Source organism: Stenotrophomonas maltophilia complex sp. Om-AH-Sm3 (assembly GCF_059337855.1).
On the sequence record NZ_JBYBLQ010000022.1, the window covers coordinates 1 to 16,020 of the forward strand.

The 16,020-nt window shown below is 67.9% G+C and carries 12 protein-coding genes; 9 read left to right on the forward strand and 3 right to left on the reverse strand.

The window, feature by feature from the left end:
* Positions 1-290: 290 nt before the first annotated feature.
* The 4 genes from AC10QF_RS18510 to AC10QF_RS18525 all read left to right on the forward strand — a co-directional run bounded on the left by AC10QF_RS18510 (position 291) and on the right by AC10QF_RS18525 (position 4,527).
* Positions 291-1,940, forward strand: coding sequence for a M28 family metallopeptidase (locus AC10QF_RS18510; protein ID WP_494542656.1), 1,650 nt, complete (start codon positions 291-293; stop codon positions 1,938-1,940).
* Between the two features lie 188 nt (positions 1,941-2,128).
* On the forward strand, positions 2,129-3,388 hold the full coding sequence (locus AC10QF_RS18515) for a sensor histidine kinase (protein WP_021204365.1): 1,260 nt from the start codon (positions 2,129-2,131) through the stop codon (positions 3,386-3,388).
* Positions 3,378-4,148: a LytR/AlgR family response regulator transcription factor gene (locus AC10QF_RS18520; RefSeq protein WP_494542657.1), complete on the forward strand. Its 771-nt coding sequence runs from the start codon at positions 3,378-3,380 to the stop codon at positions 4,146-4,148. Before AC10QF_RS18515 ends, AC10QF_RS18520 begins: the two co-directional genes overlap by 11 nt.
* A gap of 34 nt (positions 4,149-4,182) precedes the next feature.
* Positions 4,183-4,527, forward strand: coding sequence for a hypothetical protein (locus AC10QF_RS18525; protein WP_494542658.1), 345 nt, complete (start codon positions 4,183-4,185; stop codon positions 4,525-4,527).
* Positions 4,528-4,566: 39 nt separating this feature from the next.
* Here AC10QF_RS18525 and AC10QF_RS18530 read toward each other — a convergent pair whose 3' ends face one another.
* The gene (locus tag AC10QF_RS18530; protein ID WP_494542659.1) at positions 4,567-5,181 is read right to left on the reverse strand and encodes a hypothetical protein; all 615 of its coding nucleotides are present in this window, start codon (positions 5,179-5,181) and stop codon (positions 4,567-4,569) included.
* 309 nt (positions 5,182-5,490) lie between these two features.
* Between AC10QF_RS18530 and AC10QF_RS18535 the strand changes: the two genes are divergently transcribed.
* Positions 5,491-6,420, forward strand: coding sequence for an oxygenase MpaB family protein (locus tag AC10QF_RS18535; protein ID WP_494542660.1), 930 nt, complete (start codon positions 5,491-5,493; stop codon positions 6,418-6,420).
* Positions 6,421-6,528: 108 nt separating this feature from the next.
* Here AC10QF_RS18535 and AC10QF_RS18540 read toward each other — a convergent pair whose 3' ends face one another.
* The gene (locus tag AC10QF_RS18540; protein WP_494542661.1) at positions 6,529-8,640 is read right to left on the reverse strand and encodes a M13 family metallopeptidase; all 2,112 of its coding nucleotides are present in this window, start codon (positions 8,638-8,640) and stop codon (positions 6,529-6,531) included.
* Between the two features lie 176 nt (positions 8,641-8,816).
* On the opposite strand from AC10QF_RS18540, the gene AC10QF_RS18545 reads away from it, so the two are divergent.
* Positions 8,817-11,879 carry a bifunctional diguanylate cyclase/phosphodiesterase gene (locus AC10QF_RS18545; RefSeq protein WP_494542662.1) on the forward strand — a complete coding sequence of 1,021 codons (3,063 nt, stop codon included), beginning with the start codon at positions 8,817-8,819 and terminating at the stop codon, positions 11,877-11,879.
* 95 nt (positions 11,880-11,974) lie between these two features.
* Here the strand turns inward: AC10QF_RS18545 and AC10QF_RS18550 are convergent, their stop codons facing one another.
* Positions 11,975-12,856 (reverse strand): LysR family transcriptional regulator, encoded by an 882-nt coding sequence (locus AC10QF_RS18550; RefSeq protein WP_111178397.1) that lies wholly within the window; start codon positions 12,854-12,856, stop codon positions 11,975-11,977.
* Between the two features lie 95 nt (positions 12,857-12,951).
* Between AC10QF_RS18550 and AC10QF_RS18555 the strand changes: the two genes are divergently transcribed.
* From AC10QF_RS18555 to AC10QF_RS18565, 3 genes are all read left to right on the forward strand, one after another.
* Entirely contained in the window at positions 12,952-13,362 is a 411-nt protein-coding gene (locus AC10QF_RS18555; protein ID WP_065196179.1) for a DoxX family protein, read from the forward strand.
* Positions 13,363-13,393: 31 nt separating this feature from the next.
* On the forward strand, positions 13,394-14,182 hold the full coding sequence (locus AC10QF_RS18560) for a dioxygenase family protein (RefSeq protein WP_111129474.1): 789 nt from the start codon (positions 13,394-13,396) through the stop codon (positions 14,180-14,182).
* 117 nt (positions 14,183-14,299) lie between these two features.
* Positions 14,300-15,949: a Na+/H+ antiporter gene (locus tag AC10QF_RS18565; RefSeq protein ID WP_005415111.1), complete on the forward strand. Its 1,650-nt coding sequence runs from the start codon at positions 14,300-14,302 to the stop codon at positions 15,947-15,949.
* The last annotated feature ends 71 nt before the right edge of the window (positions 15,950-16,020 follow it).

Consider the following 16,020-nt stretch of genomic DNA (forward strand, 5'->3'; position numbering starts at 1 on the left):
CTCAAGGCGGATCGATCCCCGCCTGAAGCCAGCCTGCGCGTGCCCCAAAAGGCTGCCGGCCAGCGGCCGGCACTACCGTGCCCGTCTCATGGAGGGGCCAGGCCCCTCCGTCAACACAGTTGCTACATGGACGTATTTACGGCGTCCCCCGCAACCGGACCCACCCCGCCTACCCTCAGGAAACCAGCCTTTGCTGTTGCTTCGGCTGTTGCCGTTGTGTCGGCAGGTGCAGGGCGCAGCCCTGCCGAATCCCATTACACTCCAGAAGGATTTCCCTGCTGGAGAGAGCAATGAAACGAGTGGTATTGGGCGTGCTGGCCCTGTCGGTGTCGAGCGCACTGATGGCGGCCACCCCGAAATTCGATGGCGCGCGGATCTCCGCCGACGTCAAGGAACTGGCCTCCGACGCCTACGAAGGCCGCTCGCCGGCCACCGCCGGCGAAGAGAAGACCATCGCCTATCTCAGCAAGCAGTTCGCCGATGCCGGGCTGCAGCCGGGCGGCGACCTGAAGGACGGCAAGCGCCTGTGGACCCAGGCCGTGCCGCTGCGCAAGGGCGATATCGTCGGCACACCGCAGCTGGCGCTGCACCAGGGCGGCAAGACCGTGCCGCTGGAGCAGGGCAAGCAGATTGCCGTGCGCGCCGCCATGAACGGCGCCAGCAACGTCGACATCAGCAAGGCCCCGCTGGTGTTCCTCGGCTATGGCGTGAAAGCGCCGGAGCGCAACTGGGACGACTTCAAGGGCGTGGACCTGAAGGGCAAGATCGCCGTCGTACTGATCAACGATCCGGACTTCGAGACCGGCCAGGGTGATTTCGACGGCAAGGGCATGACCTATTACGGCCGCTGGACCTACAAGTACGAGGAGGGCGCGCGCCAGGGTGCACTGGGCGTGCTGATCGTGCACGAGACCGCACCGGCCTCCTATGGCTGGGCCACCGTGGCCGGTTCCAACACCAACACCATGTTCGACGTGGTGCGCGACAACCCGGCCGAAAGCCACCCGCTGCTGGAAGGCTGGATCCAGCGCGACCTGGCCGTGGAGCTGTTCCGCTCCGCCGGGCAGGACTTCGAGGCGTTGAAGAAGAAGGCGCAGCAGCGCGACTTCACCCCGGTGCCGCTGACCGGCGCCAGCCTCGACGCCAAGTACGCGGTGAAGACTGAAGTGATCACCTCGCACAACGTGGCCGCACGCCTGGAAGGCAGCCGCCACCCGGACGAGACGATCATCTACAGCGCGCACTGGGACCACATTGGCGTGGGTGAGCCGGACGCGCGTGGCGACCGCATCTTCAACGGCGCACTGGACAACGCCAGCGGTACCGCCTCGCTGCTCGAGCTTGCCCGTGGCTTCGCCAAGGAAAAGCGCCCGCAGCGCTCGCTGCTGTTCCTGGCGGTCACCGCCGAGGAAAAGGGCCTGCTGGGGTCGGAGTACTACGCCACCCATCCGCTGTACCCGCTGGAAAAGACCGTGGCGGTGATCAACATGGACGGCATGGCGCCGTTCGGCCCGTCGCGTGACTTCGGCATCTACGGCGCCGCGCGTTTCGAGCTGCTGGACCAGCTGAAGGACGTGGCCAAGGGCTGGGACATCCGCTACACGCCGGACCCGAAGCCGGAAGCGGGCCTGTTCTTCCGCTCCGACCACTTCCCGTTCGCCAAGCGTGGCGTGCCGGCGCTGTCCTGGTCGGCCGGCCAGGACTGGGTGGACGGTGGCGTCGCCGCAGGCAAGAAAGCCTCCGAGGACTACACCGCCAAGCGTTACCACCAGCAGGGCGATGAATGGCAGCCGGACTGGGTGTTCGCCGGTGCCGCCCGCGACCTGGAAGTGCTGTACACGCTGGGCAACCAGCTGGCCAACTCCCGTGCCTGGCCGAACTGGAGCAAGGACGAGTCGTTCCGCGCCGTGCGTGACGCCAGCGCCGACCAGCGCAAGTAAGAAGCACCGGTAGTGCCGGCCGCTGGCCGGCACTGCTGCCAGGTTTGCGGACATAACGGGATGCCGGCCAGCGGCCGGCACTACCAGAACGGCTTCCATCCGCACTTTCCGGCCCTTCGTCGCAGGCCGCTTGCTTGCCCGGCGGGCCGCCCTATGCTCGGCTCACCCCCTTCCTCCAAGGCGCCGCCGTGTTCGCCAGCCTTTCTCTCCTGTTACGTCATCTGCTGGCCTGGGCTGCGGCGCTGTTCGTCGCAGGCATGGTCTGGAGCGGCATCTTCAGTGGCATGAACGATGGCCCGGGCTGGATTTTCGGCCTACTGGCGATGTTCCTGATCATTTCCGCGCTGGGCAGTGCCATCACCCATATCCGCCGGGTCTGGCTGGTGGCCGGTCGCCTGGATGCCACCACCTTGTCCGGGCGCCAGCGCCGCCAGATAGAACTGCCGATGGACGCCGGCCACGCGTTCTCGGTAGTGGAAGCGGCGATCGCCGAACTTCCCCGCGTGGAGGATGTGGAAAGCTCGGCCGGCAGCCTGCAGGTGCGCGCCTATGTTCGCCGCGTGGATCTCTGGAATGGGCGTCAGCCCTCGCGCTGGAACCTGCCGGCGCGGCTGGCGATCAAGCGCAACAGCGTGCTGGCCACGGTCACGCCGGGGCAGGGCACCAGCACCGTGACCCTGCTGTTCGAACCCGATGCCGGCTGGTGGGCCGACCTGCTGGCGCTGGACGAGGGCAGCAACTTCGAGAACGCCGAAGCAGTCACCCGCGCGATCAGTCGCCGCGTCGCCGACCAGCGCCGCGACGAACAGGCTGCGGCCGAACAGACCCAGGTGGAAAAGGAACTGTCGGTGGCGCGGCTGAACCTGCTGCATGCGCAGGTGGAACCGCACTTCCTCTACAACACGCTGGCCAACGCGCAGGTATTGACCCGCACCGACCCGGCACGGGCCGAACAGATGCTCGGCCACCTGATCCAGTACCTGCGCAGCTCGTTGCCACAGGTGGACGAATCGGTGTCCACGCTGGGCGTGGAGCTGGAACGCACCCGCGCCTACCTGGAGATCCTGCGCATCCGTATGGGCGCACGGCTGGCGGTGGAAGTGCAGGTGCCCAACGAACTGCATGGCGTGCACCTGCCGGCGATGGCGCTGCAGACGCTGGTGGAAAACGCGATCAAGCATGGCCTTGAACCCAAGCCCGGCGGCGGCACGATCTGGATCCTGGCGCGCGGCTTCGACGACCACGTGACGGTGACCGTGGCCGACGATGGGCTCGGCTTCGGCCAGGGCACCAGTGGTACCGGCATCGGCCTGAAGAACCTGCGCGAGCGCCTGCGCCTGACCTGTGGCGAGCAGGCCGGCGTGGCGATCGTCGCCAACTTCCCCAGCGGCGTGGCAGCGACGATGACCCTGCCGCAGTCGCACAAGGAGCGCAGCCATGCCGCTTGAAGCCCTGATCGCCGAAGACGAGGACCTGCTGCGGCAGTCACTGGTGGAGCAGCTGGGCCGGCTGTGGCCGGACCTCGCGCTGGTGGCCGAGTGCGAGGATGGTGCCAGCGCGCTGGAGCAGCTGGCCGAGAAGCAGCCGGACATCGCCTTTCTCGATATCCGCATGCCTGGCATCAGCGGCATCGAGGTGGCACGCGCGCTGTCCGAGCTGAGCCCGCGCACCCAGGTAGTGTTCGTCACCGCCTACGACCAGTACGCCATCGATGCGTTCGAGCAGGGCGCGATGGATTACCTGTTGAAGCCGGTCAGCGACGAGCGCCTGCTGGCCACCCGCGAACGCATCCTGTCGCGGCTGCCATCGACGCGCCAGGACGATGCCGTGCTCGAGCGCCTGCTGCAGCGGCTGGGCCCGTCGCAGGGCGCGGCCGAGCGCCCGCCACTGGCCTGGATCACCGCCAGCAACGGGCGCGAGACGCAGCTGATCATGCTGGAAGACGTGGCGTACTTCCGCGCGGACAACAAGTACACGACCGTGGTCACCGCCAGCGGCGAAAGCCTGCTGCGCACGCCATTACGCGAGCTGCTGGAAGTGCTCGATGCGCAGCACTTCCGCCAGATCCATCGTTCGACCATCGTCAACATGAAGGCAGTGGCGGCGGTCAGCCGCGACGATACCGGGCGCGGCGTGCTGCGCCTGCGCGGGCGCACGGAGACGCTGGTGGTCAGCCAGCCGTTCATGAGCCTGTTCCGCGGCATGTAGCCGCAGCCGCATCCCCCTGCACCGAGGAATGAACATGTCCCGTCTGCTGATTGCGTGCGTTGCCGTGCTGGCACTGGCCGGCTGCGAAAAATCCCGCAACACCTCGATCACCCGCACCCATGCCGACGGCGTGGACACGCTGTACAGCAAGAGTACGGTGGTCGATGGCGAGGCGCGCTTTCAGTGCATTGCCAGCAGCAGTGGCCACTGCCATTACCTGGTGCTGGACCCAGCGTGCAGCTCCGATGCCGCGTGCACCACACCGCCGCTGCGCCGGTTCGCCGTTGCAGCAGGCAAGACCGAGGCCATGCGTGGGCTACCCGACGGCTTCCGCCAGTGCGTCAGCCAGGACCCGATAGAACACTGCCACCGTGAGTGATCACGGTGGCAGTGTGGGTCCCCCCGCTTCCCTGAAGGCTCAGTAGGCAGGTTGCAGTGTCAGGTCGTGATGGTGCTCGGTCTCGCCCACATGGTTGAGGCGGCCGACCAGTTCGGAGTGCTGCTTCATCCGGCCAATCTCGGTCATGATGCGGATGTCCTCGTGGCGCAGTTCGCGCCTGGCGGTGACCGCCTGCTTATAGTCCAGCACTTCCGGGTAGTGCTCGGCCAGGTCCAGCGCCTCGGCCACGTGCTCCACGCTGTCGGCCTTGGAACTGATGCGGGCGCGGCTGTTGAACGCCTTCATCCAGCGCTCGAAGCCGGCCTGCTGATCGAACATGTTGGCCATGAACCAGATCACGAACAGGATCGAGACCCACGAGCCGAACACGATCACCACGCGGGTGAAGGTGATATGGAAGTCGTCGCGCCACAGGTAGTTGGCGATCAGGCCCAGGATCAGCAGCGAGGCCGCCTGCCAGCCGATGATCGAGGCGATCAGCCACTGGCACTTGGCCTGGGCCAGCACAGCCACTTCATCGCGGATCTGCTGCTCGCTGAGGTTGCGCCAGTGCGCCACCTGTTTGTCGAACGGGCTGCTGTAGAGCTCGTTGTCGCGAAGCAGAATTCCCAAACCCTTGAACAAGGCAATCATGGCTGGCTCCTTGTGGAACGTGCGTCGATCAGCATTGGACGGTGTGGCGGATCCAGTTCTAGCACTTCCAGCGAGCCGTGCAATGGGGGCAATGCCAAGCGGCGCAAGGGTTTGACCGGTGGGAGTGAAAATTGATGCGACGCAGCATCGCAGTCACGGCCTGCGACAGGATGTCGCAGGGTGAAACGTGCTGCGGCCGCACATGAAACCGTCGCTGAGCGGGGAGGCTCGCCGCAGGAGGCGTGATCGCCGAGAATCGGAGCCAACCGCGCAAGACGCGACTGTTCTTCCGCCTCTCCTGGACCTGTGATGCCGGCTTTGCTGCAGCGACTCTCCCGCCCCGTCACCGCGCCGATCCGACGCTGGGTACTGGACGCCTTCCCGCGCGGCCAGAGCGGCATCGATTACGACCATCCGCAGGGCGACCCGGGCTGGTTCGGCCCGGACAGCGTCACCTGGCGGCTGCACGCCGAATTCCCCTCGATGCTCGCCGGTGGCCTGTGCGCGCTGATGCTGCAGACACTGCACCCACGCGCGCTGGCCGGGGTCTATGACCACTCCAATTTCCGCCAGGACCTGGTGGGTCGGCTGCGCCGCACCACGGCCTTCGTTGCCGGCACCAGCTATGCGCCCAGCGGCGAGGTGGAGGCGCTGGTGGCCAGGGTGCGCCGCATCCATGCGCAGATCCGCGGCCAGACCGCGCAGGGCGAGCCTTACGCCGCCGACGATCCGCAGTTGCTGACCTGGGTGCACGTGACCGAAGCCTTCGGTTTCCTGCAGGGGTTCCGACGCTACGGGCGCGAGGTGCCGGCGCACATCGCCGATCGCTATTACGACGAGTACCGTTGCGTGGCCGAGGCACTGGGCGCGGCGGATGTGCCGCGCAGCGAAGCGGAAGTGGCGGCGTACTTCTGTGCACGTCAGCCGGAGCTGCGTGTGGATGAGCGTTCGCGCGAGGTGCTGGAGGTGCTGTCCGGCGTGCGCCTGCCGGTACCGGTGCCGGGGCTGTCGCGCGAGGTGTTCCTCGGTGCGGGCGCGGCGCTGCTGCCGGACTGGGCCGAAGGCATGCTTGCACGCAGTGGCCGTCAGCGCGCCCAGGCTGCGGCGTCTGCGAAGCTGATGCAGGGCATGGCGCCGCTGTTCCGCCGTGCGCTGCCCGACGGCCTCGCCAGCCGCGCCTGTGCACGCATGGGCGCGCCGGTGGAGATCCTGCGCGAGTGGCCCGCGGTTGCCTGGTAGGTGCCAACCTTGGTTGGCACGCTTTTCGCGGTGCCGCGGAAGCGCCAACCAAGGTTGGCAGCTACCCGCAAGTGAAACGGGCGCCTTGCGGCGCCCGTTCCGGTTACATCACCACACCTTGACCCGCTTGTCCGGGGCCAGGTACAGCTTCTGGTCTTCCTTCACCTCGAACGCCGGGTACCAGGCGTCGATGTTGCGCACGGTCAGTGCGCGGAACTGGCCCGGTGCATGCACATCGGTCAGCAGCGAGTTGCGCAGCGCCTGCTCGCGGCTCTTGCTGCGCCACGCCTGGGCGAAGCCGAGGAAGAAGCGCTGGTCCGGGGTAAAGCCTTCCAGGGTCTGGCCCGGCTTGCCCTGCAGCGACAGCTGGTAGGCATCGTAGGCGGTGCCCAGGCCGGCCACGTCGGCAATGTTCTCGCCCAGGGTCAGCTTGCCGTTCACATGCACGCCGGGGAACGGCTCGTAGCTGCTGAACTGCGCGGCCAGCGCATCACCGGCGGCGTTGAACTGCTTCAGGTCCTCGGCGGTCCACCAGTTGTGCAGCTTGCCGGTTTCATCGAACAGCGCACCGGCGTTGTCGAAGCCATGGCTGATCTCGTGGCCGATCACCGCGCCGATCGCACCGTAGTTCACCGCGTCGTCGGCGGCGCCGTCGAAGAACGGCGGCTGCAGGATCGCCGCCGGGAACACCAGGCGGTTTTCCAGCGGTACGTTCATCGCGTTGATGGTCTGCGGCAGCATCGCCCACTCGCTGTGGTCGACCGGCTTGCCCAGCTTGGCGATGTTGCGCTGGTACTCGAACAGCTCGGCGCGCTGCGCATTGCCCAGCGGGTCATCACGGCGGATCTCAAGGCCGGTGTAGTCGCGCCACTTTTCCGGATAGCCCATGCCCACGGTCAGGCCGGCCACCTTCGCCTTGGCGCTCGCCTTGGTCTGCGGCGACATCCACGCCAACGCGTCGATGCGCTTGGCGAAGGCGGCGATGATGTTCTTGGCCATCTCGTCCGCGCGTTCCTTGGTCTTCGCGTCGAAGTGCTTCTCGACATAGCGCTTGCCGATCGCTTCGCCGACGGCATGGTTGGCATCATCGACGGCGCGCTTCCAGCGGTCGCTCTGCTGCGGCGTGCCGCTCAGCGCGGTGCCATGGAAGGCGAAGCGGGCATCGGCGAACTTCTTCGGCAGGTAGGCGGCGGCACGGTCCAGCGCGTGGAAGGCCAGGTAGTCCTTCCAGGCGTCCAGCGGCTCGGTGGCGACCAGCCTGGACAGGCCGGCCACGGCCTTGGGCTGCCACACGATGAAGTCCTGCTGCTTGCCCAGCGCGGCCGCGTCGAGGAAGGCGTTCCAGTCCATGCCCGGCGCCTTGGCGTTGAAGTCGGCCTGGGTCCACGGATTGGCACCCTTGGTCACATCATTGGTTTCTTCCTGGGTGGCATGCGCCTGCGCGATCTTCGTCTCCAGCGCCAGGATGCGTTGTGCCTTGCCGGCCGGATCGGCCACACCGGCCAGCTGCAGCATCTGCGCGATGTACGCCTGATACTGCTTGCGCAGCTCGGCCATGCGGCCGCCGCCCAGGTAGAAATCGCGGTCGGGCATGCCCAGCCCGCCCTGCACCAGGTACGGCGCGGTGCGGTCCGGCTGCAGCAGGTCCACCGACACCCACAGGCCGAACAGGCGGTCGGTGTAGAAGTTGGTGGCGTTGAGCAGGTCGACGTCGGCGCGCAGGTCGCCGCCGAGGGCGCGGGCCAGGCCGGCCTTGTCGGTGATCGCATCGATCGCCTTCAGCTGCGGCTCCACGGGTGCAACGCCGCGCTGCTCGATGCCGGCTTCGTCCATGTAGGCAGCGTAGTAGTCGCCGATCAGCTTGTCGTCACCGCTGGCCTTGGTGTTGCCCGCCGCCCCTTCAAGGATGGCGCGGGTATCGGCCAGGGTCTTCTCGGCAATGACGTTGAAGCTGCCGAAGCGCGAGCGATCGGCCGGAATCTCGGTGTTCTTCACCCAGGTGCCATTGGCGAAGCCGAAGAAGTCGTCGCCGGCGGCGATGCTGCGATCCATGCCGCTGGCATCGAAGCCGAAACTGCCCAGCATCGGCTTGGCCGCAGCGGGGGCGGCATCGGCCGGCGCGGTGGCACCGGCGGCCGGTTCGGCCGGGCGGTCACAGGCGGCCAGGGACAGGCTGGCAACGATGGCCAGCGCCAGGGTGGGACGGCGCAGCTTGGACATGGACTTCTCTTGCAGCGGAAAACCCCAAGTCTAATCCGCTCCGGCGCCACTGGCCGCGTCCTTGCGCCGCCCGTCCTGTGCAGGATCTGGCTGAACGCGCAGACGCGATCTTCACGCCGTCACCGGGGTGGTGCATGCTGGACCCTGGAGCCCTGCGCGGACACGGGGAGGTGGCCATGCGGGGGCGGGTCAGGCGTCAAGAATGGCGTCCACCGGCCGTTGAGGTCGGGGACGTGGAGGATTCGTTCGCGCATGAAGCCAGCCGACTGCACAAGGAACACCCGCCGATGCCCGCGCTGAAACGCGCGTTGGCCCGCCCGCTGCGCGCCATTACCTGGGGCGGAGTGCTGCTGGGCGTGCTGCTGGTAACCGGCCTGACCCTCATGCTGGTCAATGACTACCACCGCCGCCTGGAAGCGGCACAGCGGCAGAGCCGGGCGCTGGCGGTGGGCAGCGAGCGCCTGCTGGCGCTGGAACTGCGCAACCTGGAGCGCGCCATGTCCGGCATCGCCGCCGACGCCGCCGAGCTGTTCCGCAGCGTGCCGGCGCAGGCGCCGGCCTTGATGGATGCCTCCATCGGCGGGGTGCTGGGCCGGCATGCCGAACTGCACAGCATCGCCGTGCTCGACCGCCATGGCCGACCGTTGACGGCCGGCGAGGGCGACCTGCAGCTGCCCCTGTGGACCGACCCGCAGCGTCGTGGCCAGGGCAGCGCCCTGTACATCGGCCCGCCGCAGCGGGCCAGCGATGGCGGTTGGGTGGTGCCGTTGGCGCTGCCGATGGCCGGCGAACGCTGGCTGCTGGCACGGCTGCGCTGTGGCGAACTGCAACGCATCGTCGGCGGCCTCGATGTCGGCCCCAACGGACTGGTCTCGATCAGCGATGCCGAGGGTTACATGCTGGCCCGCGTGCCTGATCCGCACGGCACGGTGGGCCGCCGCTACGGCCTGCCGCGCCGTGACCTGCTCGGCACGCAGGCGGTGGTCGAGCTGGGCAGCGTGCCGGGTGTGGTCGACGGCGTACCGCGCATCATCACCATCAGCACGCTGGAACACAGCCCGCTGGCGGTGCAGGTCGGCCTGGCCGACGAAGACGTACTGGCGCCGTGGTGGCCGTACCTGCAGGCGTCGGTGGCGATCGTACTGGCTTACATCGCGGTGTTGCTGGTGCTGCTGTACGCCGTGCGGCGCAGCACCCGCAGCCAGCAGGCGATGGCCGAGGAGCTGAAAACAGGCCACGCCGAGCTGCGTCTTGCGCATCAGGTCGGTCGTGTCTGTACCTGGTACGTGGATGAGGACGCCGCATTGCTGCGCTGGTCGCCGCTGGCGCGCGAGATCTTTGGCGTGCAGACCGATGCGCTGCCGGTGGCCGATTTCTTCGCACGCGTGCACCGCGACGATGCCGCGCGCCTGCAGCATGCCTTTGACCAGGCATTCGCCGGCAGCGCCGTGCTCGACCAGGTGTTCCGCCTGGTATTGCCCGGGGGCGAGGTGCGCTGGGTGGGCGCACGTGGGCAGCGGGTGGAAGTGGCCGACAGCGAGCGGCGCATGATCGGCGCGCTGACCGACCTGAGCGAACGCTATCAGGCGCGCGAGCAGATGAGCGAAGTGGAACGGCGCTTCCGGCTGCTGTTCGACCGCAATCCTGCACCGTTCTGGGTGTTCGACCCGGATACGCTGCGCTTCATCGAGGTCAACGACGCTGCGGTGCGCCAGTACGGCTACAGCCGCGACGAGTTCCTGGCGATGAGCATCCTCGACATCCGCCCGCGCGAAGGCTGGGACGAAGTGCGGGGTGCCATCCAGCGCGCACAGGTGGGCGATCCTCCGGACGCGACCGTGCGCCTGCACCGGCGCAAGGACGGCAGCGTGTTCGAGGTGCGCGCACACCTGTCCAAACTCGATTTCGATGGACAGCCGGCGTGCCTCGTGCTGGCCGAGGATGTCAGCGAAAGGCTGGCCTACGAGCGCGACCTGGCCTATCGGGCACGGCACAACCCGGCCACTGGCCTGCTCAACGTGCGCGCCCTGACCGAACAGCTGGACGAGCAGCAGCAGGGCTACACCATCGCCTTCGTGCAGTTGCGTGGCCTGCAGCTTGTGGCCGATACGCTGGGCCGCGAGATCGGCGATGCGGTACTGCAGTCGATGGCGACCCGGCTCGGTGGACTGGGGGCGCGTTGCGGCACGCTGGCATTCCAGCCGGCGGAAGACTTCGTGTTCGCGATTGGGGCCGAGCACGATACCCAGCGCGTGCTGGATGACCTGCTGCAGATCGTGTCAGCGCCGATGCGTGGCAAGGATTCGCTGCACCAGTTCGAACCGCGCATCGGTGTGGCCGTGCACACTGCCGGTGACGGCCACAGCGCCGAGCAGGTGATCGGCATGGCCGCGCAGGCCGCGCACGCGGCGCGTGCCGAGGGCAACGTGGTGGTCTGGTTCGATGCGGCAGTGACCACGCGGCTGGCCGACCGCCTGCGCCTGGCCGGTCGCATCCATGCCGCCATCGACAACGAATTCCAGCTGTATTTCCAGCCCATCCGGCATGCCAGCGATGGCAGCCCGGCCGCGCTGGAGGCACTGCTGCGCTGGCCGCAGGCCGATGGCAGCTTCATCCCGCCCAACGAGTTCATCCAGCTGTGCGAGGACACCGGGTTGATCCTGGCACTGGGCCGCTGGGTGATCCGCGCCGCGGCGAAGGCACAGCGCCGGTTGGTCGAGGCCGGTTGGGGCGAGCTGCCGATCGCGGTCAACGTGTCGGCAGTGCAGTTCTTCAACAGCGACCTGGTGGCCGAATTCACCCGCGTCCAGCAGGAGTTCGGACTGGCCCGCGGCGCACTGCACGTGGAGCTGACCGAGAGCAGCCTGATGCGCAAGCCGGCGCAGGCGATGCAGACCATGCAACGCCTGCACGAGCAGGGCATCCGCGTGTCGCTGGACGATTTCGGCACCGGCTATTCCAGCATGTCCTACCTGCAGCACCTGCCGCTGGACATCCTGAAAATCGATCGCAGTTTCGTGGCGGACGTGGAAACCAATCCGCGCAACGCTTCGATCTGCCGCGCATTGCTGTCGCTCGGCCACAGCATGGGCCTGACCATCATCGCCGAGGGCGTTGAAACGCCGGGGCAGCTGGATTGGTTGGCTGCGCATGGCTGCGACCAGGTGCAGGGCTACCTGCTGGGGCGGCCGGCGCCGCTGGAGCGGATCATCGACGCGCTGGATGAAGTCCCCGCCTAAGTGGTAGTGCCGGCCGCTGGCCGGCATTCGCCCAGGACCGGGACGTGCCTGATTGCCGGCCAGCGGCCGGCACTACCGGCAAACGCCAGACTCGGCTACACCCCGGCCTCCACCAGGTGGTCGATGAAACTGCGCACCTTCGGCGCCAGGTGGCTGCGGCTGGCATAGACCGCGAAAATGCCGATCGGCGAGGCCTCCCATTCCGGTAGCACGCGCACCAGGCGGCCATCAGCCAGCGCGTCTTCCAGCAGGAAGTCGGGTTGCAGGATCACACCCATGCCGGCGATCGCCGCTTCGCGCAGCACGTCGCCGTTGTTGGCGTGCAGCAGGCTGTTCACCGCCACCTTCACTTCACCGCCGGGTCCCTGCAGCGGCCAGTGGTCGCCAGCGGCCCAGTAGCTGTAGCTCAGGCATGCGTGATCCTGCAGATCCTGCGGTGTCTGTGGGGTACCGCGTGCAGCCAGGTAGGCCGGCGCCGCGCACAGGCTCACCCGCGATTCGCCCAGCCGGCGCGCGATCAGCGCCGGGCTCGGCTCGCGGGTGATGCGGATGGCCACGTCGTAGCCTTCCTCGACCATGTCCACCAGGCGGTCGGACAGGGCCAGGTCCAGTTCCACCTGCGGGAAGCGCTCGCGGTAGCTGGCCAGCAACGGGCCAAGGCGGGCGATGCCCCAGCTGACCGGTGCGTTGATGCGCAGCGTGCCCGAGGGTTCCAGCGCCTGCGCGCCGATGCTGGCCTCCAGCGCGTCGAACTCGGCCAGCAGGCGCACGCACTGGGCGTAATAGGCGGCGCCGGTGCTGGTGGGGCTGACCCGCCGCGTGGTGCGGTGGAGCAGGCGGGTGGACAGGCGCTTTTCCAGTGCCGCGACCTGGCGGGTGACGCCGGCGGTCGACATGTCCAGGGCCTGTGCCGCGGCACTGAAGCCGTTGCGCTCGACCACCGCTACGAACACGCGCATCGCCTCGAGGGTGTCCATTGTTGCGCCTTATGAAATAAATACCGTCAGACGATCGTATTTATCGGCTCGTGAAGTAGCAATAACCTGTATCCACTCCCTTCAAGGTGCTTCCCATGCACACCGCCCCCCCTCCCGTTTCGCCGCTGGCCCCGTACGGTGCGACCCTGCTGCGCCTGGCCCTGGGCGTGCTGTTCCTGGTCCATGCGCTGATCAAGCTGCTGGTGTTCACCCCGGCGGGCACGGCGGCATTCTTCGAGTCGCTGGGGCTGCCCGGCGTACTGGGTTACCTCACCATCGGCGCCGAGCTGGTGATCACCACTGCGCTGCTGCTGGGCATCTACGCGCGCTGGGTCGGCCTGGCCGGCGTGCCGCTGCTGCTGGGCACCATCGTCACCGTGCACGGCGCCAACGGCTTCGGTTTCGCCAATGCCGGCGGCGGCTGGGAATACCCCGCGTTCTGGGCACTGGCGCTGGTGGTGCTGTTCCTGGTCGGCGACGGCAAGTGGACCCTGCGTTCGCGCTGATCGCCGCCTGATCCTGCAACTGGAGCATTCCATGTCCCGCCTGCCTTCGTTGTACATCTCCCACGGCTCGCCGATGACCGCCCTGCATCCGGGCCAGGTCGGCGTGCGCCTGGCCGAGCTGGCGCGCGACCTGCCGACGCCGCGCGCCATCGTGATGGCCTCGGCGCACTGGCTGGGTCGGCAGCCGCTGGTCGGCGCGCATCCGCAGCCGCCGACGATCCATGACTTCGGCGGCTTCCCGCGCGCGCTGTTCGAACTGCAGTACCCGGCGCCCGGCGATCCGGCGCTGGCCGAAGAAGTGGCCCGCCGCATCGCCGCTGCCGGCCTGCCGGTGGCGCTCGACCCTCAGCGTGGCCTCGACCATGGCGCGTGGGTGCCGCTGCGGCTGCTGCGCCCGCAAGCCGACATCCCGGTGGTGCCGCTGTCGATCCAGCCGCTGCTCGGCCCCGGGCACCAGTTCGCGCTGGGCCGCGCGCTGGCGCCACTGCGTGAGCAGGGCGTGCTGCTGGTCGGCTCGGGCAGCATCACCCACAACCTGCACGACTGGGGCGACTACCAGGACGGCAAGGAAGCGCCGTACGTGCGGCCCTTCATCGAGTGGGTCGAGCAGCGCCTGGCCGCCGATGATCGCCAGGCCCTGTTCGACTACCGCCGGCAGGCACCGTTCGCCGAACGCGCGCACCCGACCGACGAGCACCTGCTGCCGCTGTTCTTCGCGATGGGCGCAGCCGGCGAGGACGGCTTCGGTGCACGCCGCATCGATGCCGGCATCGATGCCGGCTTCCTCGCCATGGACCTGTACCGCTTCGACGGGGCATGAGCCGGGGCTGACGCGCGACCGCCCCGGCCGTCGCGCTCATGGCCGCATGTGGTAGTTTTTTCCGGGTTTCCGGCGCTGGCCTTCGAGCCTCCCCGCGCGCCGCTTCCTGGAAGAAGCATGCATACCATTGAAGTCGTCCTGGCGATGCTGGTGGCCGTTGTCGCCAGCGGCTACCTGGTTCGCGTCCTGCCGTTCTCGTTGCCGCTGCCGCTGGTGCAGATCGGCCTGGGCGCGGTCATCGCCGGGGTGTTCAACCGCGGCCACGCGCTGGAGCCGGAAGTGTTCTTCCTGCTGTTCCTGCCGCCGCTGCTGTTCCTGGATGGCTGGCGCATTCCCAAGCAGGGCCTGTTCCGCGACAAGGGCGCGATCCTCGAACTGGCGTTCGGCCTGGTGGTGTTCACCGTCATCGGTGCCGGCCTGCTGATCCACTGGATGATTCCGGTGATGCCGCTGGCGGTGTGCTTTGCGCTGGCGGCCATCGTCTCGCCGACCGATCCGGTGGCGGTCGGCGCGATCGCTTCCAAGGCACCGATTCCCAAGCGCCTGATGCACATCCTGGAAGGCGAGTCGCTGCTCAACGATGCATCGGGCCTGGTCTGCTTCCGCTTCGCGGTGGCTGCGGTGATGACCGGCTCCTTCTCGCTGGCCACGGCCTCGCTGACCTTCCTGTGGGTGGCGGTGGCCGGCCTTGCGGTGGGCGTGGCGGTCACCCTCGGTGTCTCCACCTTCCAGCGCTGGTTGTGGCGCCGCTTCGGCGAGGAACCGGGTGCGGCGATGCTGGTCAACCTGCTGATTCCGTTCGCGGCCTACCTGCTGGCCGAAGAAATCCATGCCTCGGGTATCCTCGCTGCCGTAGCGGCCGGTATCGCGATGAGCTACGTCGAGCTGACCGGCCGTGTCTCCGGCAGCATGCGCGTACAGCGTGCGGGCGTCTGGAACATGCTGCAGTTCAGCTTCAACGGCATCATGTTCGTGCTGCTGGGCGAGCAGCTGCCCGGCATCGTCGAGCGTGCCACCACCACCATGAACGAGTCCGGCCACCAGAGTGCATGGTGGCTGCTGGTGTACGTGGTGGTGATCAACCTGGCGCTGATCCTGTTGCGCCTGCTGTGGGTATGGTTGTCGCTACGCTGGAACCTGCTGCGTGCACGCCGCCGAGGCCTGGAACGCGGCGAGGCACCGAACTGGCGCATCGTGGTGGCGACCTCGGTGGCCGGCGTGCGCGGCGCGATCACCCTGGCCGGCGTGCTGACCCTGCCGTTGTTCCTGCCTGATGGCAGCGCGTTCCCGGCGCGCGACCTGGTGATCTTCCTGGCCGCGGCGGTGATCCTGTTCTCGCTGGTCGGCGCCAGCGTGGCGCTGCCGCAGCTGCTGAAGGGCCTGCAGCTGCCGGCCGATTCGGGCGAGCGCAAGGAAGAGGACCTGGCACGCCGGCTGTCGTCCAAGGCTGCGCTGGCCGGGGTCGAGCGCATGCGCCAGCAGCTGGTGATGAACCAGAATACCGAGAACGTGCAGCTGTACAACGACGCTGCCTCGCGGGTGAGCCTGCTGTACCAGCGGCACCTGGAGAAGGACAACGATGGGCCCGACGTGGACCCGGAGAAAGTCCGGCGCATGGAGCTGGGTTACCGCCAGCTGCGCAGCGCCGGCCTCAATGCCGAGCGTGAGGAGCTGTTCCGGTTGACCCGGCGCGGGGTGATCTCCGACGAGATCTCGCGGCGCCTGATCCGCAACCTGGACCTGCTGGAATCGCGCAAGCGCGAGTGACTCGGCGGCCATGCGCCGTCGAGCGGGGTCAGATCCCTTTCCGCAGGAAAGGGATCTGACGCCAGCTCGGA